18 protein-coding genes and 1 pseudogene are annotated in these 19,873 nt (G+C 70.6%); 15 read left to right on the top strand and 4 right to left on the bottom strand.

The features are described 5' to 3' along the window. Positions 1 to 14: 14 nt before the first annotated feature. The 9 genes from AB0G17_RS02840 (at position 15) to AB0G17_RS02800 (ending at position 10,028) form a co-directional block, all read left to right on the top strand. Positions 15 to 767, top strand: coding sequence for a YebC/PmpR family DNA-binding transcriptional regulator (locus AB0G17_RS02840; protein WP_361374798.1), 753 nt, complete (start codon positions 15 to 17; stop codon positions 765 to 767). Between the two features lie 118 nt (positions 768 to 885). After that, on the top strand, positions 886 to 1,431 hold the full coding sequence (gene ruvC, locus AB0G17_RS02835; protein WP_361374796.1) for a crossover junction endodeoxyribonuclease RuvC: 546 nt from the start codon (positions 886 to 888) through the stop codon (positions 1,429 to 1,431). Continuing rightward, positions 1,428 to 2,033 carry a Holliday junction branch migration protein RuvA gene (ruvA, locus tag AB0G17_RS02830; RefSeq protein ID WP_361374794.1) on the top strand — a complete coding sequence of 202 codons (606 nt, stop codon included), beginning with the start codon at positions 1,428 to 1,430 and terminating at the stop codon, positions 2,031 to 2,033. Before ruvC ends, ruvA begins: the two co-directional genes overlap by 4 nt. 41 nt (positions 2,034 to 2,074) lie before the next feature. Continuing rightward, positions 2,075 to 3,154 carry a Holliday junction branch migration DNA helicase RuvB gene (gene ruvB / locus AB0G17_RS02825; protein WP_361374792.1) on the top strand — a complete coding sequence of 360 codons (1,080 nt, stop codon included), beginning with the start codon at positions 2,075 to 2,077 and terminating at the stop codon, positions 3,152 to 3,154. A gap of 169 nt (positions 3,155 to 3,323) precedes the next feature. Next, the gene (yajC, locus tag AB0G17_RS02820; protein WP_361374790.1) at positions 3,324 to 3,785 is read left to right on the top strand and encodes a preprotein translocase subunit YajC; all 462 of its coding nucleotides are present in this window, start codon (positions 3,324 to 3,326) and stop codon (positions 3,783 to 3,785) included. Between the two features lie 144 nt (positions 3,786 to 3,929). Beyond that, positions 3,930 to 5,705 (top strand): protein translocase subunit SecD, encoded by a 1,776-nt coding sequence (gene secD, locus AB0G17_RS02815; protein ID WP_361374788.1) that lies wholly within the window; start codon positions 3,930 to 3,932, stop codon positions 5,703 to 5,705. A 1-nt stretch (position 5,706) separates the two neighbouring features. Further along, positions 5,707 to 6,807 carry a protein translocase subunit SecF gene (gene secF, locus AB0G17_RS02810; RefSeq protein WP_361374786.1) on the top strand — a complete coding sequence of 367 codons (1,101 nt, stop codon included), beginning with the start codon at positions 5,707 to 5,709 and terminating at the stop codon, positions 6,805 to 6,807. After that, positions 6,804 to 7,346, top strand: coding sequence for an adenine phosphoribosyltransferase (locus tag AB0G17_RS02805; protein ID WP_361374784.1), 543 nt, complete (start codon positions 6,804 to 6,806; stop codon positions 7,344 to 7,346). Before secF ends, AB0G17_RS02805 begins: the two co-directional genes overlap by 4 nt. A 195-nt stretch (positions 7,347 to 7,541) precedes the next feature. Next, positions 7,542 to 10,028, top strand: a complete 2,487-nt coding sequence (locus AB0G17_RS02800; RefSeq protein WP_361374782.1) for a bifunctional (p)ppGpp synthetase/guanosine-3',5'-bis(diphosphate) 3'-pyrophosphohydrolase — start codon at positions 7,542 to 7,544, stop codon at positions 10,026 to 10,028. A gap of 78 nt (positions 10,029 to 10,106) precedes the next feature. On the opposite strand, the gene AB0G17_RS02795 is transcribed toward AB0G17_RS02800, so the two are convergent. Together AB0G17_RS02795 and AB0G17_RS02790 are read right to left on the bottom strand one after the other, a co-directional pair. Further along, positions 10,107 to 11,336: a DUF349 domain-containing protein gene (locus AB0G17_RS02795; RefSeq protein ID WP_361374780.1), complete on the bottom strand. Its 1,230-nt coding sequence runs from the start codon at positions 11,334 to 11,336 to the stop codon at positions 10,107 to 10,109. Positions 11,337 to 11,511: 175 nt separating this feature from the next. Then, a complete protein-coding gene (locus AB0G17_RS02790; protein WP_361374778.1) occupies positions 11,512 to 12,300 on the bottom strand; it encodes a peptidylprolyl isomerase in 789 nt (262 codons plus the stop codon). Between the two features lie 149 nt (positions 12,301 to 12,449). Here AB0G17_RS02790 and AB0G17_RS02785 point away from each other — a divergent pair, with 149 nt between their 5' ends. The 4 genes from AB0G17_RS02785 (at position 12,450) to AB0G17_RS02770 (ending at position 16,664) form a co-directional block, all read left to right on the top strand. Continuing rightward, positions 12,450 to 13,160 carry an MBL fold metallo-hydrolase gene (locus AB0G17_RS02785; RefSeq protein ID WP_361374776.1) on the top strand — a complete coding sequence of 237 codons (711 nt, stop codon included), beginning with the start codon at positions 12,450 to 12,452 and terminating at the stop codon, positions 13,158 to 13,160. 12 nt (positions 13,161 to 13,172) lie between these two features. Continuing rightward, positions 13,173 to 14,435, top strand: a complete 1,263-nt coding sequence (gene hisS / locus AB0G17_RS02780; protein WP_361374774.1) for a histidine--tRNA ligase — start codon at positions 13,173 to 13,175, stop codon at positions 14,433 to 14,435. A gap of 193 nt (positions 14,436 to 14,628) precedes the next feature. Continuing rightward, positions 14,629 to 15,261, top strand: coding sequence for a vitamin K epoxide reductase family protein (locus AB0G17_RS02775; RefSeq protein ID WP_361374772.1), 633 nt, complete (start codon positions 14,629 to 14,631; stop codon positions 15,259 to 15,261). 50 nt (positions 15,262 to 15,311) lie between these two features. Then, the gene (locus tag AB0G17_RS02770; RefSeq protein WP_361374770.1) at positions 15,312 to 16,664 is read left to right on the top strand and encodes a replication-associated recombination protein A; all 1,353 of its coding nucleotides are present in this window, start codon (positions 15,312 to 15,314) and stop codon (positions 16,662 to 16,664) included. A 68-nt stretch (positions 16,665 to 16,732) separates the two neighbouring features. On the opposite strand, the gene AB0G17_RS02765 is transcribed toward AB0G17_RS02770, so the two are convergent. Beyond that, on the bottom strand, positions 16,733 to 17,449 hold the full coding sequence (locus AB0G17_RS02765; RefSeq protein ID WP_361374768.1) for a DUF2470 domain-containing protein: 717 nt from the start codon (positions 17,447 to 17,449) through the stop codon (positions 16,733 to 16,735). A gap of 243 nt (positions 17,450 to 17,692) precedes the next feature. Between AB0G17_RS02765 and rpsD the strand changes: the two genes are divergently transcribed. Further along, positions 17,693 to 18,307, top strand: coding sequence for a 30S ribosomal protein S4 (gene rpsD / locus AB0G17_RS02760; RefSeq protein ID WP_101392271.1), 615 nt, complete (start codon positions 17,693 to 17,695; stop codon positions 18,305 to 18,307). A gap of 24 nt (positions 18,308 to 18,331) precedes the next feature. Here the strand turns inward: rpsD and AB0G17_RS02755 are convergent. Further along, positions 18,332 to 19,287: pseudogene (locus AB0G17_RS02755) on the bottom strand (hypothetical protein); the annotation flags it as partial. Positions 19,288 to 19,424: 137 nt separating this feature from the next. Here AB0G17_RS02755 and AB0G17_RS02750 point away from each other — a divergent pair. Continuing rightward, positions 19,425 to 19,868, top strand: a complete 444-nt coding sequence (locus tag AB0G17_RS02750; protein WP_361374766.1) for a DUF948 domain-containing protein — start codon at positions 19,425 to 19,427, stop codon at positions 19,866 to 19,868. The last annotated feature ends 5 nt before the right edge of the window (positions 19,869 to 19,873 follow it).

Raw genomic sequence — 19,873 nt, 5'->3', positions numbered from 1 at the left:
AAGGAGACAGGCAGATGTCCGGCCACTCTAAATGGGCTACGACGAAGCACAAGAAGGCCGTGATCGACGCCAAGCGCGGCAAACTCTTCGCGAAGCTGATCAAGAACATCGAGGTCGCGGCCCGCACCGGTGGCGCGGACATCGACGGCAACCCGACCCTCTTCGACGCCGTGCAGAAGGCCAAGAAGCAGTCGGTGCCGAACAAGAACATCGACTCCGCGCTCAAGCGCGGTGCCGGTCTCGAGGCGGGCGGCGCCGACTACGAGACGATCATGTACGAGGGCTACGGCCCGAACGGTGTCGCGGTGCTCATCGAGTGCCTCACCGACAACCGCAACCGTGCCGCCTCGGACGTCCGCGTCGCCATGACCCGCAACGGCGGCTCCATGGCCGACCCGGGCTCCGTCTCGTACCTCTTCAACCGCAAGGGCGTCGTCGTCCTGCCCAAGGGCGAACTCACCGAGGACGACGTCCTGGAGACGGTCCTGGAGGCGGGCGCCGAGGAGGTCAACGACCTCGGTGACTCCTTCGAGGTCATCTCCGAGGCCACCGACATGGTCGCGGTCCGCACGGCCCTCCAGGAGGCCGGCATCGACTACGACTCCGCCGAGGCCAACTTCGTCCCGACCATGCAGGTCGAGCTGGACGAGGAGGGCGCGCGCAAGATCTTCAAGCTGATCGACGCGCTGGAGGACAGCGACGACGTGCAGAACGTCTTCGCCAACTTCGACGTCTCCGACGAGGTCATGGAGAAGGTCGACGCGTAGCGCTGCCGCGAGCTGAGCGTTTCGGCGGGCCGATGGGACACGTCCCACCGGCCCGCCGCCGTTGTCAGTGGCAGCGGATAGCCTGGCAGGACGTCAAAGATCACCGAGGGGAGGGGCCGTGCGCGTACTCGGAGTGGACCCCGGACTGACGCGGTGCGGCGTGGCCGTCGTCGAGGGGGTCGCGGGCCGGCCGCTCACCATGCTCGGCGTCGGCGTCGTGCGCACGCCCGCGGACGCCGAGTTGGGCCACCGCCTGGTCGCCATCGAGCAGGGCATCGAGCACTGGCTGGACGAGCACCGCCCCGAATTCGTCGCCGTGGAGCGGGTGTTCAGCCAGCACAACGTGCGTACGGTGATGGGCACCGCCCAGGCCAGCGCCGTCGCCATGCTCTGCGCCTCCCGCCGTGGCATCCCCGTCGCCCTGCACACCCCCAGCGAGGTCAAGGCCGCCGTCACCGGCAGCGGCCGGGCCGACAAGCTCCAGGTCGGGGCGATGGTGACCCGGCTGCTCCGGCTCGACGCCCCGCCGAAGCCGGCCGACGCGGCGGACGCGCTGGCCCTCGCCATCTGCCACATCTGGCGCGCCCCCGCCGTCAACCGCCTGCAACAGGCGCACGAGCAGGCCCGCCGTGCCCACCTCTCCGTAAAGAAGGTCACGCGATGATCGCCTTCGTCAGCGGCCCGGTCGCCGCCCTCGCCCCCGACACCGCGGTGGTCGAGGTCGGCGGCGTCGGCATGGCCCTGCAGTGCACGCCCAACACGCTCGCCGGTCTCCGTATCGGCCAACAGGCCAAGCTGGCCACGTCGTTGGTCGTCCGGGAGGACTCGCTGACGCTGTACGGCTTCGCGGACGACGACGAGAAGCAGGTCTTCGAGCTGCTCCAGACGGCCAACGGGGTGGGCCCCCGGCTCGCCCAGGCGGTCCTGTCGGTGCACACGCCGGACGCGCTGCGCCGCGCCTTCGCGTCCGGTGACGAGAAGGCGCTGACCGCCGTCCCCGGCATCGGCAAGAAGGGCGCCCAGAAGCTCCTCATCGAGCTGAAGGACCGGCTCGGCGCGCCCGTCGGCAGCGCCCCGGCCGTCGGCGCCCCGGTCACCGCGGGCTGGCGCGACCAGCTGCACGCCGCCCTGATCGGCCTCGGCTATGCGACGCGGGAGGCCGACGAGGCGGTCGCCGCCGTCACCCCGCAGGCCGAGGCCGCCCAGAGCCCGAACATCGGAGCACTCCTGAAGGCCGCGCTGCAGACCCTCAACCGCGCCCGCTGACCGACGCGCACGCCGACCGAGCCGACGAGAGAACGACACTGATGAACTGGGACGAGACCGGAGCCGACGCCACCGACCCGAGGCTGGTCGACTCGGTGGCCGACGGCGAGGACCAGGCCGTCGAGGCCGCCCTGCGCCCCAAGGACCTGGAGGAGTTCGTCGGCCAGGAGAAGGTCCGCGAGCAGCTCGACCTGGTGCTGCGGGCCGCCCGCGCGCGCGGCGCCACCGCCGACCACGTGCTGCTCTCCGGCGCCCCCGGCCTCGGCAAGACCACGCTCTCGATGATCATCGCGGCCGAGATGGGCGCCCCCATCCGCATCACCAGCGGCCCGGCGATCCAGCACGCGGGCGACCTCGCCGCGATCCTCTCCTCCCTCCAGGAGGGTGAAGTCCTCTTCCTCGACGAGATCCACCGGATGTCGCGGCCCGCCGAGGAGATGCTCTACATGGCGATGGAGGACTTCCGGGTCGACGTGATCGTCGGCAAGGGCCCCGGTGCCACTGCCATCCCGCTGGAGCTGCCGCCGTTCACCCTGGTCGGGGCCACCACGCGCGCGGGGCTGCTGCCGCCCCCGCTGCGCGACCGCTTCGGCTTCACCGGGCACATGGAGTTCTACGAGCCGGCCGAGCTGGAGCGCGTCATCCACCGCTCGGCCCGCCTCCTCGACGTCGAGATCGACCCGGCGGGTGCGGCCGAGATCGCCGGCCGCTCGCGCGGCACGCCCCGTATCGCCAACCGCCTGCTGCGCCGCGTCCGCGACTACGCGCAGGTCAAGGCCGATGGAGTGATCACCGAGGAGATCGCCGCGGCCGCCCTCGCGGTGTACGAGGTGGACGGCCGCGGCCTGGACCGGCTGGACCGGGCGGTGCTGCAGGCCTTGCTGAAACTGTTCGGTGGCGGACCGGTCGGCCTGTCCACGCTGGCGGTCGCGGTGGGGGAGGAGCGCGAGACCGTCGAGGAGGTGGCCGAGCCCTTCCTCGTACGGGAAGGCCTGCTCGCGCGCACCCCCCGCGGGCGCGTCGCCACTCCCGCCGCCTGGGCGCACCTCGGCCTCGTCCCGCCCCAGCAGGGGACGGGCGGCGTCTCAGGAAGCGGACAACAGGGGCTCTTCGGGCCGTGACGGCGCGGGTGGGTGCACGGGGAGGAACCCCGGTGGGATGCTGGGCGTTGTTCCAGCTGTGCGGACTCGCTTAGACTCCGCCGATGCCGCCCTTACATTTACCGGTCGGCATACCCACCCCCAGATCAGGCCGCACTCCTTGCGCGGTCGTGCGAAGGAAGTTCGTCCCGTGAGTCTCGTGACCCTTCTCCCCTTCATCGTCCTCATCGGGGCCATGTTCCTCATGACCCGCTCGGCGAAGAGGAAGCAGCAGCAGGCCGCCTCCATGCGCAATGAGATCCAGCCCGGCACCGGCGTCCGCACCATCGGCGGCATGTACGCCACCGTGAAGGAGATCGGCGACGACACGGTCCATCTGGAGGTGGCGCCCGGCGTCCACGCCGTCTACGCGAAGAACGCGATCGGCGCGGTCCTCTCCGACGAGGAGTACAACCGGATCGTGCACGGTGACACGGACGAGACGTCCGACCTCCCGGCCGTGCCGGACGACGCCTCGTCGCTGACCGAGCAGGCCGACGACGCGGCCGAGGCCGGCCCGGCGGACAAGATCGACCTGGGCAAGAAGGACGAGGCGGACGACGCCGCCGCGCCCAAGGACGGCAAGGCAGACGGCGAGCCGGACGCGAAGTAACCACTCTCGGCGACCGCTGGGCGCGCACCCGCGCCCGCCGGTCCCGCCGAGGGTGACGACTTCCACGGGGGACGTCCCCACAACACTTCGTGGCCGCCCAGGCGCACACCCGGCGCGGGCGGTTGGACAGGGAGAAACGACAAGGTGGCAGCACCGAAGAAGGGCCGAAGGCCGGCGGGGGCCCAGGGCAGGCCGGGGCGCACCCTGGTCCTGTTCCTGATCGCCATGGTGGCCCTCGCGGGCGGCATGTTCGCCTCCGGGCACACGACGCCGCGCCTGGGCATCGACCTCGCCGGCGGTACGAGCATCACGCTCAAGGCCAAGGCCGAGCCCGGCCAGGAGAAGGCGATCAACAAGGCCAACATGGACACCGCGGTTTCGATCATGAACCGTCGTGTCAATGGCCTGGGTGTCTCCGAGGCCGAGGTCCAGACCCAGGGCGATCGCAACATCATCGTCAACATCCCCAAGGGGACGAACTCGGAGCAGGCCCGCCAGCAGGTCGGCACCACCGCCAAGCTCTACTTCCGGCCCGTCCTGACGGTCGCCGCGGGCACCCCGGCGAAGCCCACGCCCAGCACCTCGCCGAGCCCCTCGGCCAGCAAGGGCGCGGACAAGAACGGCGACAAGAACAAGCCGTCCTCGACGCCGTCGGTCAAGCCGAGCTCGAAGTCGACGCCGCAGGGCCGCGCCGTCACCGACGCCCTCAAGGCGGACGGCAAGCCGGCCCCGAAGGCCACGCCGTCGAAGCCGGGCACGCCGCCGAACACCCCGAAGCCGGGCACGACCCCGCCCACTCCGCCGACCGGCGACGCGGCCGCCGTCGCCAAGCTCCAGAAGGACTTCGAGGCGCTGGACTGCTCCACCAAGGAGTCCCGTGCCAAGGCCGGCTTCGGCAGCAAGGCCACCGACACGATCGCGTCCTGCAGCCAGACCGGTGACGCCAAGTACATCCTCGGCCCGGCCGAGGTCGACGGCACCGACGTCAAGAAGGCCAAGGCGGTCATCGACCAGCAGCGCGGCATGTGGATCGTCCAGATGGACTTCACGGGCAAGGGCTCGAAGAAGTTCCAGTCGATCACCGGCAAGCTGTCGAAGCAGCAGCAGCCGCAGAACCAGTTCGCCATCGCCCTGGACAACCAGGTCGTCTCGGCCCCGTCGGTGAGCCAGACGCTCAGCGGCAGCGCCGAGATCTCCGGCAGCTTCAACCAGCGCTCCGCCACCGACCTGGCGAACGTGCTGTCCTACGGCGCCCTGCCGCTCTCCTTCGAGGAGCAGAGCGTCACCACCGTCACCGCGGCGCTCGGCGCCGACCAGCTGCACGCCGGTCTGATCGCCGGTGCCATCGGTCTGGCGCTGGTCATCCTGTACCTGGTGCTCTACTACCGGGGTCTGGCGCTGGTCGCCATCCTCAGCCTCGTGGTCTCCGCGATCCTCACGTACGTGATCATGGCGCTCCTCGGTCCGGCCATCAACTTCGCGCTGAACCTGCCCGCGGTCTGTGGGGCCATCGTCGCCATCGGTATCACCGCGGACTCGTTCATCGTGTACTTCGAACGGATCCGGGACGAGATCCGCGAGGGCCGCACCCTGCGTCCGGCCGTCGAGCGGGCCTGGCCCCGCGCGCGGCGCACGATCATGGTCTCCGACTTCGTGTCGTTCCTCGCCGCCGCGGTGCTGTTCATCGTGACCGTCGGCAAGGTCCAGGGCTTCGCGTTCACGCTGGGTCTGACCACCCTGCTCGACATCGTCGTGGTGTTCCTGTTCACCAAGCCGGTGATGACGCTCCTGGCGCGCAAGAATTTCTTCGCCAGCGGCCACCCGTGGTCCGGTCTGGATCCGCAGCGCCTCGGTGCCAAGCCGCCGCTGCGCCGCTCCCGCCGCACCCCCGCCGCCCCCACCGACCCGAAGGAGGCGTGAGATGTCGCGACTCGGTCATCTCGGCGCCCGGCTCTACCGCGGTGAGGTCGGCTACGACTTCGTCGGCAAGCGGAAGATCTGGTACGGCATCTCGATCCTGATCACCATCACGGCCATCCTGGGCCTGGCGGTGCGGGGTCTGACGATGGGTATCGAGTTCGAGGGCGGCGCGGTCTTCACCACCCCGAAGTCCAGCGCCTCGGTCGCCCAGGCGGAGCAGGTCGCGGAGCGGGCCTCCGGCCACGACGCGATCGTCCAGAAGCTCGGCAACAAGGGCCTGCGCATCCAGATCAGCGGCATCGACACCGCGAAGTCGGACTCGATCAAGACCGAGCTCTCCAGGGAGCTCAAGGTCCCGGCCGAGGACATCAACGCCGACCTCGTCGGTCCCAGCTGGGGCGACCAGATCGCCAACAAGGCGTGGACCGGTCTGATCGTGTTCATGATCCTCGTGGTGATCTATCTGGCGATCGCCTTCGAGTGGCGCATGGCGCTCGCGGCCCTGGTCGCGCTGATCCACGACATCACCATCACCGTCGGTGTCTACGCGCTGGTCGGCTTCGAGGTCACCCCGGGTACGGTGATCGGTCTGCTCACGATCCTCGGTTACTCCCTCTACGACACCGTCGTCGTCTTCGACGGTCTCAAGGAGGGCCAGCGGGGCCTCACCAAGCAGACCAGGCTCACCTACAGCGAGATGGCGAACAAGAGCCTCAACGGCACCCTGGTGCGTTCCATCAACACCACGGTCGTCGCGCTGCTCCCGGTGGCGGGCCTGCTGTTCATCGGTGGCGGCGTCCTCGGCGCCGGCATGCTGAACGACATCTCGCTGTCGCTGTTCGTCGGCCTCGCGGCCGGTGCGTACTCCTCGATCTTCATCGCCACCCCGCTGGTCGCGGACCTCAAGGAGCGCGACCCGCAGATGAAGGCCCTCAAGAAGCGGGTGCTCGCCAAGCGGGCCGCCGCCGCGGCCAAGGGCGAGACGGGCGAGCCGCAGGACGCGGACCCGCAGGACGAGGATGACCCTGAGACCGCGACCGCGGGTGCCGTCGTCGGCCAGCGCCGCCAGCCCTCCCGCAACAACCGGGGGAAGCGCCGATGACGGTCACCACCCAGGAGCTGCTGCTCAGCCGGATCCGTGACGTACCGGACTATCCGAAGCCGGGCGTGCTGTTCAAGGACATCACGCCGCTGCTCGCGGACCCGGCGGCCTTCACGGCCCTGACCGACGCCCTCGCCGAGCTGTGCGTACGCCACGGCGCGACGAAGATCGTCGGCCTGGAGGCGCGCGGCTTCATCCTGGCGGCCCCGGTCGCGGTCCGCGCCGGAATAGGCTTCATCCCCGTACGCAAGGCGGGCAAGCTCCCCGGAGCGACGCTCTCGCAGGCGTACGAGCTGGAGTACGGCACGGCGGAGATCGAGGTGCACGCCGAGGACCTGGCCGCGGGCGACCGCGTCATGGTCATCGACGACGTGCTGGCGACCGGCGGCACGGCCGAGGCGTCCCTGGAGCTCATCCGGCGGGCCGGAGCCGAGGTGGCCGGAGTGGCGGTCCTGATGGAGCTCGGCTTCCTGGCCGGCCGCGACCGGCTGGAACCCGCCTTGCGCGGGGCCCCGCTGGAGGCTCTCATCACGCTCTGACCAGGGCAGCGAACACCAGAAGGCGGGCGTCGGAGGAATCCGGCGCCCGCCTTTCGCGTTTACCGGGTACAGCCCGTCACACCCGCCCGGCACGAACCGGCCGCCCAGGATCGATACCATGGGCTTTCCGGGCCTGACCGGGGGACCCGGATCCTCCCCCGAACTTCGTCCGGGGGGACCCCCAGAGGAGCGCTCTTGCCAGACGAGGCCCAGCCACTCTCCGCCGAGCGGCCCGACCAGCAGGCCGAGCAGGCCACGGCGGCTCCCGCCGCGCCCGAGCAGCCCGTGGCGGAGCCCGAGCCGGCCGCGCCGAAGCCGCCCCAGCGGCCCCTCTTGGCGGCCCCGGCCCCCAAGCCCACGCCCCCGGCGAGCCCGGTGGCCCGCTCGGGCGGCTCCTCCAACCGCGTCCGCGCCCGGCTCGCCCGCCTCGGTGTGCAGCGCTCCTCCGCGTACAACCCGGTCCTCGAACCGCTGCTGCGGATAGTGCGCAGCAACGACCCGAAGATCGAGACCGCCACGCTGCGCCAGGTCGAGAAGGCCTACCAGGTCGCCGAGCGCTGGCACCGCGGCCAGAAGCGCAAGAGCGGCGACCCGTACATCACGCACCCGCTCGCCGTCACCACCATCCTGGCCGAGCTGGGCATGGACCCGGCGACCCTGATGGCCGGGCTGCTGCACGACACCGTCGAGGACACCGAGTACGGCCTGGACACCCTGCGCCGTGACTTCGGCGACCAGGTCGCCCTGCTCGTCGACGGCGTCACCAAGCTCGACCGGGTCCAGTTCGGCGACGCCGCGCAGGCCGAGACCGTGCGCAAGATGGTCGTCGCCATGGCCAAGGACCCGCGTGTCCTGGTCATCAAGCTCGCGGACCGCCTGCACAACATGCGCACCATGCGCTACCTCAAGCGGGAGAAGCAGGAGAAGAAGGCCCGCGAGACCCTGGAGATCTACGCTCCGCTCGCCCACCGCCTGGGCATGAACACCATCAAGTGGGAGCTGGAGGACCTCGCCTTCGCGATCCTCTACCCCAAGATGTACGACGAGATCGTACGGCTGGTGGCGGAGCGGGCGCCCAAGCGCGACGAGTACCTGGCCATAGTGACCGACGAGGTCCAGTCCGACCTGCGCGCGGCCCGTATCAAGGCGACCGTCACCGGCCGCCCCAAGCACTACTACAGCGTCTACCAGAAGATGATCGTCCGCGGCCGTGACTTCGCGGAGATCTACGACCTGGTGGGCATCCGCGTCCTCGTCGACACGGTCCGCGACTGCTACGCCGCCCTCGGCACCGTGCACGCGCGATGGAACCCGGTCCCCGGCCGGTTCAAGGACTACATCGCGATGCCCAAGTTCAACATGTACCAGTCGCTGCACACCACGGTCATCGGCCCCAACGGCAAGCCCGTCGAGCTCCAGATCCGTACGTTCGACATGCACCGCCGCGCCGAGTACGGCATCGCCGCGCACTGGAAGTACAAGCAGGAGGCCGTCGCCGGTGCCTCCAAGGTGCGCACCGACGTGCCGAAGAAGGCCGGCAAGGACGACCACATCAACGACATGGCGTGGCTGCGCCAGCTGCTCGACTGGCAGAAGGAGACCGAGGACCCCAGCGAGTTCCTGGAGTCGCTGCGCTTCGACCTCTCCCGCAACGAGGTCTTCGTCTTCACCCCCAAGGGCGACGTCATAGCGCTCCCGGCGGGCGCCACCCCCGTCGACTTCGCGTACGCGGTCCACACCGAGGTCGGCCACCGCACCATAGGTGCGCGGGTCAACGGACGGCTCGTGCCGCTCGAATCGACCCTGGACAACGGCGACCTGGTGGAGGTCTTCACCTCCAAGGCGGCCGGCGCCGGACCCTCGCGCGACTGGCTGGGCTTCGTCAAGTCGCCCCGCGCCCGCAACAAGATCCGCGGCTGGTTCTCCAAGGAGCGCCGCGACGAGGCGATCGAGCAGGGCAAGGACGCCATCGCGCGCGCCATGCGCAAGCAGAACCTGCCGATCCAGCGCATCCTCACCGGCGACTCCCTGGTCACGCTCGCCCACGAGATGCGCTACCCCGACATCTCGTCGCTGTACGCGGCGATCGGCGAGGGCCATGTCGCCGCCCAGGGCGTCGTACAGAAGTTGGTGCAGGCGCTCGGCGGCGAGGAGGCCGCCAACGAGGACATCGCCGAGTCGGCGCCGCCCTCGCGCGGCCGCAGCAAGCGCCGGGCCAACGCCGACCCGGGCGTGGTCGTCAAGGGCGTCGACGACGTGTGGGTCAAGCTGGCCCGCTGCTGTACGCCCGTCCCCGGCGACCCGATCATCGGCTTCGTCACCCGCGGCAGCGGCGTCTCGGTGCACCGCGCCGACTGCGTCAACGTGGACTCGCTCTCCCAGCAGCCCGAGCGGATCCTGGAAGTCGAGTGGGCGCCCACCCAGTCGTCCGTCTTCCTGGTCGCCATCCAGGTCGAGGCGCTGGACCGCTCCCGGCTCCTGTCCGACGTCACACGGGTCCTGTCCGACCAGCACGTCAACATCCTGTCGGCGGCCGTCCAGACCTCCCGCGACCGGGTGGCCACCTCGCGCTTCACCTTCGAGATGGGCGACCCCAAGCACCTCGGCCACGTCCTGAAGGCCGTGCGGGGAGTGGAGGGCGTCTACGACGTCTACCGGGTCACGTCCGCGCGCAGGCCCTAGCCACACCTGGGCCGCACACACGAGAGGGCCTCCCGTACATGACGTACGGGAGGCCCTCTCGCTGTGGCGACGGAGGCGTCAGCCGCCGAACTCCTCAAGGCCCTTCAGGGCCTGGTCGAGCAGCGCCTGGCGGCCCTCCAGCTCCTTGGCGAGCTTGTCGGCCTTGGCGTTGTTGCCCGCCGCGCGCGCCGCGTCGATCTGGCCGCGCAGCTTGTCGACGGCGGCCTGGAGCTGCCCCGTCAGACCCGCGGCACGCGCGCGTGCCTCCGGGTTGGTGCGGCGCCACTCCGACTCCTCGGCCTCCTGGAGCGCCTTCTCCACCGCGTGCATCCGGCCCTCGACCTTCGGGCGGGCGTCGCGCGGCACGTGGCCGATGGCCTCCCAGCGCTCGTTGATGCCGCGGAAGGTGGCGCGGGCCGCCTTCAGGTCGGTCACCGGGACGAGCTTCTCGGCCTCGACGGCCAGCTCCTCCTTGAGCTTCAGGTTCTCCGTCTGCTCGGCGTCACGCTCCGCGAACACCTCGCCGCGCGCGGCGAAGAAGACGTCCTGGGCGCCGCGGAAGCGGTTCCACAGCTCGTCCTCGGCCTCGCGCTGGGCGCGGCCCGCCGCCTTCCAGTCCGCCATCAGCTCGCGGTAGCGGGCGGCCGTGGTGCCCCAGTCCGTGGACGAGGACAGCGACTCGGCCTCGACGACCAGCTTCTCCTTGGCCTTGCGGGCCTCCTCGCGCTGCGCGTCGAGCGACGCGAAGTGCGCCTTGCGGCGCTTGGAGAAGGCCGAGCGCGCGTGCGAGAAGCGGTGCCACAGCTCGTCGTCGGACTTCCGGTCGAGCCGGGGCAGGCCCTTCCAGGTGTCCACGAGCGCCCGCAGCCGCTCGCCGGCCGAGCGCCACTGCTCGCTCTGCGCCAGCTCCTCGGCCTCGGCGACCAGCGCCTCCTTGGCGTGCTTGGCCTCGTCGGTCTGCTTGGCCTTCTGGACCTTGCGCTCCTCGCGCCGCGACTCGACGGTCTCGACGAGCTTGTCGAGCCGCTTGCGAAGCGCTTCCAGGTCGCCCACCGCGTGGTGCTCGTCCACCTGCGTGCGCAGGTGGTCGATCGCGGTCTGGGCGTCCTTCGCCGACAGGTCGGTGGTCTTCACCCGTCGCTCGAGGAGGCCGATCTCGACAACCAGGCCCTCGTATTTGCGCTCGAAGTAGGCCAGGGCCTCCTCGGGAGTCCCCGCCTGCCACGATCCGACGACCACTTCGCCCTCGGCTGTACGCACATACACGGTGCCCGTCTCGTCGACGCGGCCCCACGGGTCGCTGCTCACAGCGCCTCCTCCACATGATGCCTGCGCGAGGGGTTCGGCCCTCGTGGCATCGTCCACAGTTTCCGGGACGGGCCTCGCCCGCCCTCCACAACGCGTTTGTCACCGCGCTGCACAACGCCAATCTAGGCGACCGGCCGCCCGGCTGTCCGCACTCAGCGCGGCCGAATTCCGCGGGTCAGTCCTTGTTGACGGCCGCCTTCGTGATGGTGACGGCCGTCTTCGGCGCACCGTCCCCGGCGCCTCCCGCCACGCCCGCCTTCGCGACCTCCTGGACGGCCTTGAGCCCGGCCGCGTCCATCGTGCCGAACGGCGTGTAGGTGGGCGGCAGTTTGGTGTCCTTGTAGACCAGGAAGAACTGGCTGCCACCGGTGTGCGGCTGGCCGGTGTTGGCCATGGCGACGGTGCCCGCCGGGAAGGTCACGGTGCCGTCCGCGGCCGCCTTGCCCAGGCCCGTCAGGTTCTCGTCCGGGATCGTGTAGCCGGGGCCACCGGTGCCGTCGCCCTTGGGGTCGCCGCACTGGAGCACGTAAATGCCCTGCGTGGTCAGGCGGTGACACTTCGTGTTGTCGAAGTAGCCCTTGTCGGCGAGGGACTTGAACGAGTTGACCGTGTGCGGGGTCTTCGCCGCCGCCATCTTGAACGCGATGTCACCGGCGCTGGTCTTCAGCGACATCGTGTACGAGGCCTTCTCGTCGATCGCCATCTTCGGCTCCGGAGCGGAGTCCTTGCTCGTCGAGGGCGTGGGGGTCTCGCTCGGCGCCGCCGAGTCCGACTTCTTGTCGTCGTCGCCGTCGAAGGCGCCCGTGGCGAAGGCCGCGCCGCCGCCCACGACGACCACCGCGAGGACGGCCGCGATGACGGTGTTGCGGATCTTGGACTTGCGGCGGGCCTCCTCACGGCGGCGCTGCTGACGCTCGAACTTCTCCCGGGCGAGCTGGCGCCGGCGCTGATCGCTGCTGACCACCGGTGGTCTCCTTGTGCGGTGTAGTGGCGTACGGACGCGTGTACGCGCGGACTGTGCCCGTACCGTATATGGGTTCGCTGTGACAGGAGCAGCGCCGGTAGGCTCTGAACAGCCGCAATCACCCGTCGTAGTAGAAATTGAGGACGATCGTGCTCATTGCCGGGTTCCCCGCCGGGGCCTGGGGCACCAACTGCTATCTGGTCGCCCCCGCCGCAGGCGAGGAGTGCGTGATCATCGACCCGGGCCACCAGGCCGCCCAGGGAGTCGAGGACGCGCTCAGGAAACATCGGCTCAAGCCCGTCGCCGTCGTCCTCACCCACGGCCACATCGACCACTGCGCCTCGGTCGTCCCGGTGTGCGGGGCCCACGACGTGCCCGCCTGGATCCACCCCTCGGACCGGTACATGATGAGCGACCCGGAGAAGGCGCTCGGCCGCTCCTTCGGCGCGCAGATCATGGGCGAGCTGACCATCGGGGAACCGGACGACGTCAAGGAGCTGACGGACGGCGCGAGGCTGAAGCTCGCCGGCATGGAGCTCACCGTGTCGCACGCGCCCGGCCATACCAAGGGGTCGGTGACGTTCGGGCTGCCCGAGGCGGAGGACATCCCTCCGATCCTGTTCTCGGGCGACCTGCTCTTCGCCGGCTCCGTCGGACGCACCGACCTGCCCGGCGGCAGCCACGCCGAGCTCCTCGAGTCGCTGGGCCGTGTGTGCCTGCCGCTCGACGACTCGACCGTGGTGCTGTCCGGCCACGGCTCCCAGACGACCATCGGCCAGGAGCGCGCCACCAACCCGTATCTGCGGCAGGTGGCCGCCGGCTTGGGAGAGGGCATCGCCTCTCCCCGACGAGGAATGTGACGAAGCTTCCCCATGAGTACCTTCCAGGCCCCCAAGGGCACCTACGACCTGCTGCCGCCGAACAGCGCCACCTATCTGGCCGTCCGCGAGGCGATCGCGGCGCCGCTGCGCAACTCCGGCTACGGGTACGTCGAGACCCCTGGCTTCGAGAACGTCGAGCTCTTCGCGCGCGGTGTCGGTGAGTCCACCGACATCGTGACCAAGGAGATGTACGCCTTCGAGACCAAGGGCGGCGACAGGCTGGCCCTGCGCCCCGAGGGCACCGCGTCCGTGCTGCGCGCGGCCCTGGAGGCCAACCTCCACAAGGCCGGCAACCTGCCCGTCAAGCTCTGGTACTCGGGCTCGTACTACCGCTACGAACGCCCCCAGAAGGGCCGCTACAGGCACTTCTCGCAGGTCGGCGCCGAGGCGATCGGCGCCGAGGACCCGGCGCTCGACGCCGAGCTGATCATCCTGGCCAACGACGCGTACCGCTCGCTGGGCCTGCGCGACTTCCGCATCCTGCTGAACTCGCTGGGCGACCAGGAGTGCCGTCCGGTCTACCGGGCCGCGCTCCAGGACTTCCTGCGCGGCCTCGACCTCGACGAGGACACCCTGCGCCGCGCCGAGATCAACCCGCTGCGGGTGCTCGACGACAAGCGGGACGCGGTGCAGAAGCAGCTGGTGGGCGCGCCGCTGCTGCGCGACTACCTGTGCGACGCCTGCAAGGCGTACCACGAGGAGGTCCGCGAGCTCCTGAACGCCGAGGGCGTCGCGTACGAGGACGACCCGAAGCTGGTGCGCGGCCTCGACTACTACACGCGGACGACCTTCGAGTTCGTCCACGACGGTCTGGGCTCGCAGTCCGCGGTGGGCGGCGGCGGCCGCTACGACGGCCTCTCCGAGATGATCGGCGGCCCCGCGCTGCCGTCGGTGGGCTGGGCGCTGGGCGTCGACCGTACGGTCCTGGCCCTGGAGGCCGAGGGCGTCACCCTCGACATCCCGTCCGCGACCAGCGTGTTCGCGGTGCCGCTCGGCGAGGAGGCGCGGCGGGTCCTGTTCGGCGTGGTCACCGAGCTGCGCCGGGGTGGCGTGGCGACGGACTTCAGCTACGGGGGCAAGGGCCTCAAGGGGGCCATGAAGAACGCCAACCGCTCGGGCGCCCGTCTCACGATCGTCGCGGGCGAGCGGGACCTGGCCGAGGGCGTCGTCCAGCTCAAGGACATGGAGTCCGGCGACCAGGTGGCGGTCCCGGTCGCGGAGCTCGTCGAGACCGTACGCGCGCGCCTGGCCTGACGAGCCGGGTCAACTCCGTACGTACGGCGTCGTCCTGATGGATGACGCCGGTGCCGAAGTGCCAAGTCCGGTCCTTGCGGCCGGACTTGGCGCGCCGGATGCCGCCGTCCTTATCTCCATCGAACGGTGGCCGGGCCACCGATTGCGGCACAATGGCCCCTGCCCAGCAGCCACGGAATGACGGAACGGCGATATGACCACAACAGTTGACGACGTCTCCTCCGGTCAGGAGCAGGTGAGCACCAAGGGCACCGTCGGCGGCAGCCGCGCGTTCGCGTGGCTCCTGGTGATCACCGGGGCCGCCGGACTGCTCGCGGCCTGGGTCATCACCATCGACAAGTTCAAGCTGCTCGAGGACCCGAACTTCACGCCGGGCTGCAGCCTCAACCCGGTGGTCTCCTGCGGCAACATCATGAAGAGCGACCAGGCCTCGGCGTTCGGCTTCCCGAACCCGATGCTGGGTCTGGTGGCGTACGGGATCGTGATCGCGGTCGGCATGAGCCTGCTGGCGGGCGCGCGCTTCCGCCGCTGGTACTGGCTGACCCTCAACGGCGGCACGCTCTTCGGCGTCGGGTTCTGCACCTGGCTGCAGTTCCAGTCGCTGTACCGGATCAACGCGCTCTGCCTGTGGTGCAGCCTGGCGTGGGTCGCCACGATCTTCATGTTCTGGTACGTGACCTCGCACAACATCCGCCGCGGCCTGCTGCCGGCGCCGGGCTGGCTGAAGTCGTTCCTGTCGGAGTTCACCTGGGTCCTCCCCGTCATGCACGTCGGGATCATCGGGATGCTGGTCCTGACGCGCTGGTGGGACTTCTGGACGAGCTGAGCCGACAGCGCCCCGGGGCGTTGTCAGTGGGGTGACATAGGGTTCTTGATGTGGAGCCCGACCTGTTCACCGCAGCCGCAGAGGACCGCCAGGAGAAAGACCCGGCGGGCAGCCCTCTGGCCGTCCGGATGCGCCCGCGCACCCTCGACGAAGTGGTGGGACAGCAGCACCTGCTCAAGCCCGGCTCGCCGCTGCGGCGTCTGGTGGGGGAGGGGAGCGGCGGCCCCGCCGGGCCCTCCTCCGTGATCCTGTGGGGCCCGCCGGGCACCGGCAAGACGACCCTGGCGTACGTGGTGTCGAAGGCGACCAACAAGCGTTTCGTCGAGCTGTCGGCGATCACCGCGGGCGTCAAGGAAGTGCGAGCCGTGATCGACGGGGCCCGCCGGGCCATCGGCGGCTTCGGCAAGGAGACCGTCCTCTTCCTCGACGAGATCCACCGCTTCTCCAAGGCCCAGCAGGACTCGCTGCTCCCCGCGGTGGAGAACCGCTGGGTGACGCTGATCGCGGCGACGACGGAGAACCCGTACTTCTCGGTGATCTCCCCGCTGCTCTCCCGCTCCCTGCTGCTGACCCTGGAGCCGCTCACCGAGGACGACCTGCGCGCCCTGCTGCGCCGGGCGGTCGAGGAGGAGCGCGGGCTCGGCGGGGCGGTGACGCTGGCGGAGGACGCCGAGGCGCATCTGCTGCGGATCGCGGGCGGCGACGCCCGGCGCGCGCTGACCGCGCTGGAGGCGGCGGCGGGCTCGGCGCTGGCCCAGGAGGAGCGGGAGGTCACGCTTCAGACGGTCGAGGAGACGGTCGACCGGGCGGCGGTGAAGTACGACAAGGACGGCGACCAGCACTACGACGTGGCGAGCGCCCTGATCAAGTCCATCCGCGGCTCGGACGTGGACGCGGCGCTGCACTATCTGGCCCGCATGATCGAGGCGGGCGAGGATCCGCGGTTCATCGCGCGCCGCCTGATGATCTCCGCGAGCGAGGACATCGGCCTGGCCGACCCCACGGCGCTGCCGACGGCCGTGGCCGCCGCCCAGGCCGTCGCCATGATCGGTTTCCCCGAGGCGGCCCTCACGCTCAGCCACGCCACGATCGCCCTGGCGCTGGCCCCGAAGTCGAACGCGGCGACGAACGCGATCTTCGCCGCGATGGAGGACGTACGGAAGGGCCTGGCCGGCCCCGTCCCGCCCCACCTGCGCGACGGTCACTACAAGGGCGCGGCCAAGCTCGGCCACGCCCAGGGGTATGTGTACCCGCACGACGTGCCGGGCGCGATCGCGGCGCAGCAGTACGCCCCGGACGCGGTGGCCGACAAGCGCTACTACGAGCCGACGCGCTACGGGGCGGAGGCGCGCTATGCGGACGTGGTGGAGAAGGTCCGCGAGAGGCTGGGCCGGGGGGAGTGACCCCCGGGCCCCCGGGCCCACGGGCTCGTTCAGTCCATGCCGCCAGCCCGTTCCTCCAGTCCGTTCCTTCAGCCCGTCGCCGCCTCGAAGAGCCGCCGCATCGCCCGGCGCAGCTGAGCCAGATCGGCCGCCGGCTCCGGGAACTCGAAGCGCGCGTCGAAGCACTGCCCGGCGGTCTCCCGGAAGCGGACCCGCAGCCCGAACCGGTCGAGCGCGAGCGGCGTGACCGATGTCATCCGCCGGTCCCCGTCGCGGCCCTCGCGTCCCTCGCGCCTCTCGCGGCCGACCAGGCCGCACAGCGACCGCACCTGCTCCCCGTGGTGGGCGTGCAGATGCTGGAGCAGCTCCGGTTCCTCCCGGACCAGCGGATCGGGCACGGCGGCCGCGAACGCCTCGGGCTCCACCGCGCTCGCGCCCCACAGGTCGTCCACGTACGCCTCGCTCACCTCTAGGCGCAGGGTCATGCTGCCGGGCGGGGCCAAGCCGGGCACACGGGTGAGCCAGCCCGTGATCCAGGCGCGGCCCCGGATGCGGTGAGGGACGGAGACCGGCGCCACATCGGTGATCTCCAGGACGGCCGAGAGCTCGTCGTCCTGGGCGTGGGTGGCGGCGCGTACGGCGGGGGAGTCGGCGGGGAAGAGCAGGAACAGATCGCCCTCGGGCCCGACGTCGCGCAGCCGGGGCTCCAGCTGCTCGGGACGGGCGCCGTCGAGGCCGGTAATGAGCAGCACGGACGAGCAGGTACTATGTACGAGAGTTCGTGTGCGCTCGGCTGCTGACGGCATCCGTGCGATTTCAAGTCCGCTGGGACGCGGCTGACCACGATCTGATCGGACCTCCGTCACGTGACCGGTGGCATGCTGCGCACCGGTACCGGCCCCATTCTGAGGGCTGGTGGAGCTGGCCCCATCTTGAGGGTCGGCCTTCTTCGTGCTGTCCGTGATGTGACTGGTGTTCCCCGGACGAGACATACGATCTCCTTGAGTAAGGTGAGCCTAACCTAACCCAACCATGGAGGTTTGGAGAACGTGCCTAACCAGTCGCGTCCCAAGGTCAAGAAGTCCCGTGCGCTCGGCATCGCGCTGACGCCGAAGGCCGTCAAGTACTTCGAGGCCCGTCCGTACCCGCCGGGCGAGCACGGCCGTGGCCGCAAGCAGAACTCGGACTACAAGGTCCGTCTGCTCGAGAAGCAGCGTCTGCGCGCCCAGTACGACATCTCTGAGCGTCAGATGGCGCGTGCCTACGACCGCGCCAAGAAGGCCGAGGGCAAGACGGGCGAGGCGCTGGTCGTCGAGCTCGAGCGCCGCCTCGACGCCCTGGTCCTGCGTTCGGGCATCGCCCGCACCATCTACCAGGCCCGCCAGATGGTCGTCCACGGCCACATCGAGGTCAACGGTGGCAAGGTCGACAAGCCGTCGTTCCGTGTCCGTCCGGACGACGTCATCACCGTGCGCGAGCGCAGCCGCGAGAAGCACCCCTTCCAGGTTGCCCGCGAGGGTGGCTACGCCGGCGAGGGCGAGACCCCGCGCTACCTCCAGGTGAACCTGAAGGCCCTGGCCTTCCGCCTGGACCGTGACCCGAACCGCAAGGAAATCCCGGTCATCTGCGACGAGCAGCTCGTCGTCGAGTACTACGCCCGCTGATCCAGGCGCAGTAGTCAGCGCTCCGCGCTCCGGCCCGCCGTCCCCTCGCTCCGCACGGAGCGGGAGGCGGCGGGCCCTCGCGTTCGTGGCGCCGGTGCCTCGCGCGCCGCGGGCACCTCGGGGGCCGCGTCGTCGCCGCCCGCCACCACCCGGGCCACCGCCGCGTCCAGGCCGAGCCCGCGGCCCCGGGCCCGGAACGCCTCGTATGCCGAGTCGCCCAGGCGCCCCCGGGACCGCTGCTCGCACAGCACGTGCGCCGCGTTGAAGCAGGCCGAGCCGAACAGCGGCAGACCCACCGACGGCCAGATCCCCTCGGCCCCCCTGCAACACCGCCGCCTCCGCCGGATCGCCGCCGCCCACCGCCACCAGCGCGATGAGCTCCAGCGTGAGCACCGTGCCGAGCAGGTCGCGGAAGGCGTGGTCGATCTCCAGGCACTCGGTGAGCAGCTCCCGCGCCCGGCCCAGGCCCTTGGCGTGCCAGGCCGCGTACCCGAGGACGTAGAGCGCGTACGCCCTGGCCCAGCGCTCGCCGTGGTCCGCGCAGACCTCCACCACCTGCTCGCACATCACGACGGCCAACAGCCCGTGGCTCCAGCCGATCGTGGTGCGCAGGGTCTGGTGGCGCGCGAGCACCCCGCGTCCGCCGCCGGTCAGCAGCCGGAACCGGTCGTCGAGGCGGCGCAGCACCTGCTCCAGCGAGAGCGCGCCGAGCCGCCCGGCCGCCGGCTCCAGAGGCGAGCGGGATTCCGTCGAGCCTGCGGCACAGCTCCAGGGCGGCGGCCGCCCGCTCGTCGGTGAGCGCGAAGCCACCGCGTCCGGCGGCGGCCCGGTCGGCGAAGAGAGCCGCGGAGTCCTCGTCGTCCATCGGCGCGAGCGTCAGTAACCGCTCACCGGCCAGGCGCAGCGGCAGCCGCCCGGCGGCGAGCACCCCGCAGCCCGGGGGAGGGCCGCAGCAGTTCGCACACCAGCTCCGCGCAGGCGGCACGCAGAGTACTCAAGGGTAAGCACTGCGTACAATCGGCCTGCGCGACTCCGCTCGCGCGGCCCCTAATGCGGTAGGGGGCAAGACGCTCGGCGCGATAGGGTCGGGGGACAACTTTTTCTTGTCCGAGGGTCGATGCGCAGGGAGCGGTGCGAAGTGTCCGGTGGAGAGGTGGCCGGGATCCTGGTGGCCGTCTTCTGGGCGATCCTGGTGTCCTTCCTCGCCGTAGTCCTCGTGAGGCTGGCCCAGACGCTGAAGGCGACGACCAAGCTGGTGGCGGACGTGACCGAACAGGCCGTCCCGCTCCTCGCGGACGCCTCGACGGCGGTGCGCTCGGCGCAGACCCAGCTGGAGCGGGTCGACGCGATCGCCGCGGACGTCCAGGAGGTCACCTCCAACGCCTCGGCGCTCTCCACCACGGTCGCCTCGACCTTCGGCGGCCCGCTGGTGAAGGTCGCGGCCTTCGGGTACGGCGTGCGCCGGGCCATCGGACGGAAAACCGGGCCCGCCGAGCCGCCTCGCACGGTGATCGTCGGGCGGACTCTGCCGTCCACGCGGCGGAGCAAGCGAAAGGGCTGACGCTG

Source organism: Streptomyces sp. NPDC023838, assembly GCF_040639555.1.
GTDB lineage: Bacteria > Actinomycetota > Actinomycetes > Streptomycetales > Streptomycetaceae > Streptomyces.
Note: the sequence above shows the minus strand (reverse complement) of the source record. Positions and strands in the feature narration are given on the sequence as shown.

Excerpts from the sequence above, each read along its gene's own strand:
- AB0G17_RS02775 (WP_361374772.1), top strand. The coding sequence starts at position 14,629 with ATGACCACAACAGTTGACGACGTCTCCTCCGGTCAGGAGCAGGTGAGC.
- AB0G17_RS02750 (WP_361374766.1), top strand. The coding sequence starts at position 19,425 with ATGCGCAGGGAGCGGTGCGAAGTGTCCGGTGGAGAGGTGGCCGGGATC.
- hisS (WP_361374774.1), top strand. The coding sequence starts at position 13,173 with ATGAGTACCTTCCAGGCCCCCAAGGGCACCTACGACCTGCTGCCGCCG.
- AB0G17_RS02840 (WP_361374798.1), top strand. The coding sequence starts at position 15 with ATGTCCGGCCACTCTAAATGGGCTACGACGAAGCACAAGAAGGCCGTG.
- ruvB (WP_361374792.1), top strand. The coding sequence starts at position 2,075 with ATGAACTGGGACGAGACCGGAGCCGACGCCACCGACCCGAGGCTGGTC.
- AB0G17_RS02765 (WP_361374768.1), bottom strand. The coding sequence starts at position 17,449 with ATGCCGTCAGCAGCCGAGCGCACACGAACTCTCGTACATAGTACCTGC.
- AB0G17_RS02805 (WP_361374784.1), top strand. The coding sequence starts at position 6,804 with ATGACGGTCACCACCCAGGAGCTGCTGCTCAGCCGGATCCGTGACGTA.
- ruvA (WP_361374794.1), top strand. The coding sequence starts at position 1,428 with ATGATCGCCTTCGTCAGCGGCCCGGTCGCCGCCCTCGCCCCCGACACC.
- secF (WP_361374786.1), top strand. The coding sequence starts at position 5,707 with ATGTCGCGACTCGGTCATCTCGGCGCCCGGCTCTACCGCGGTGAGGTC.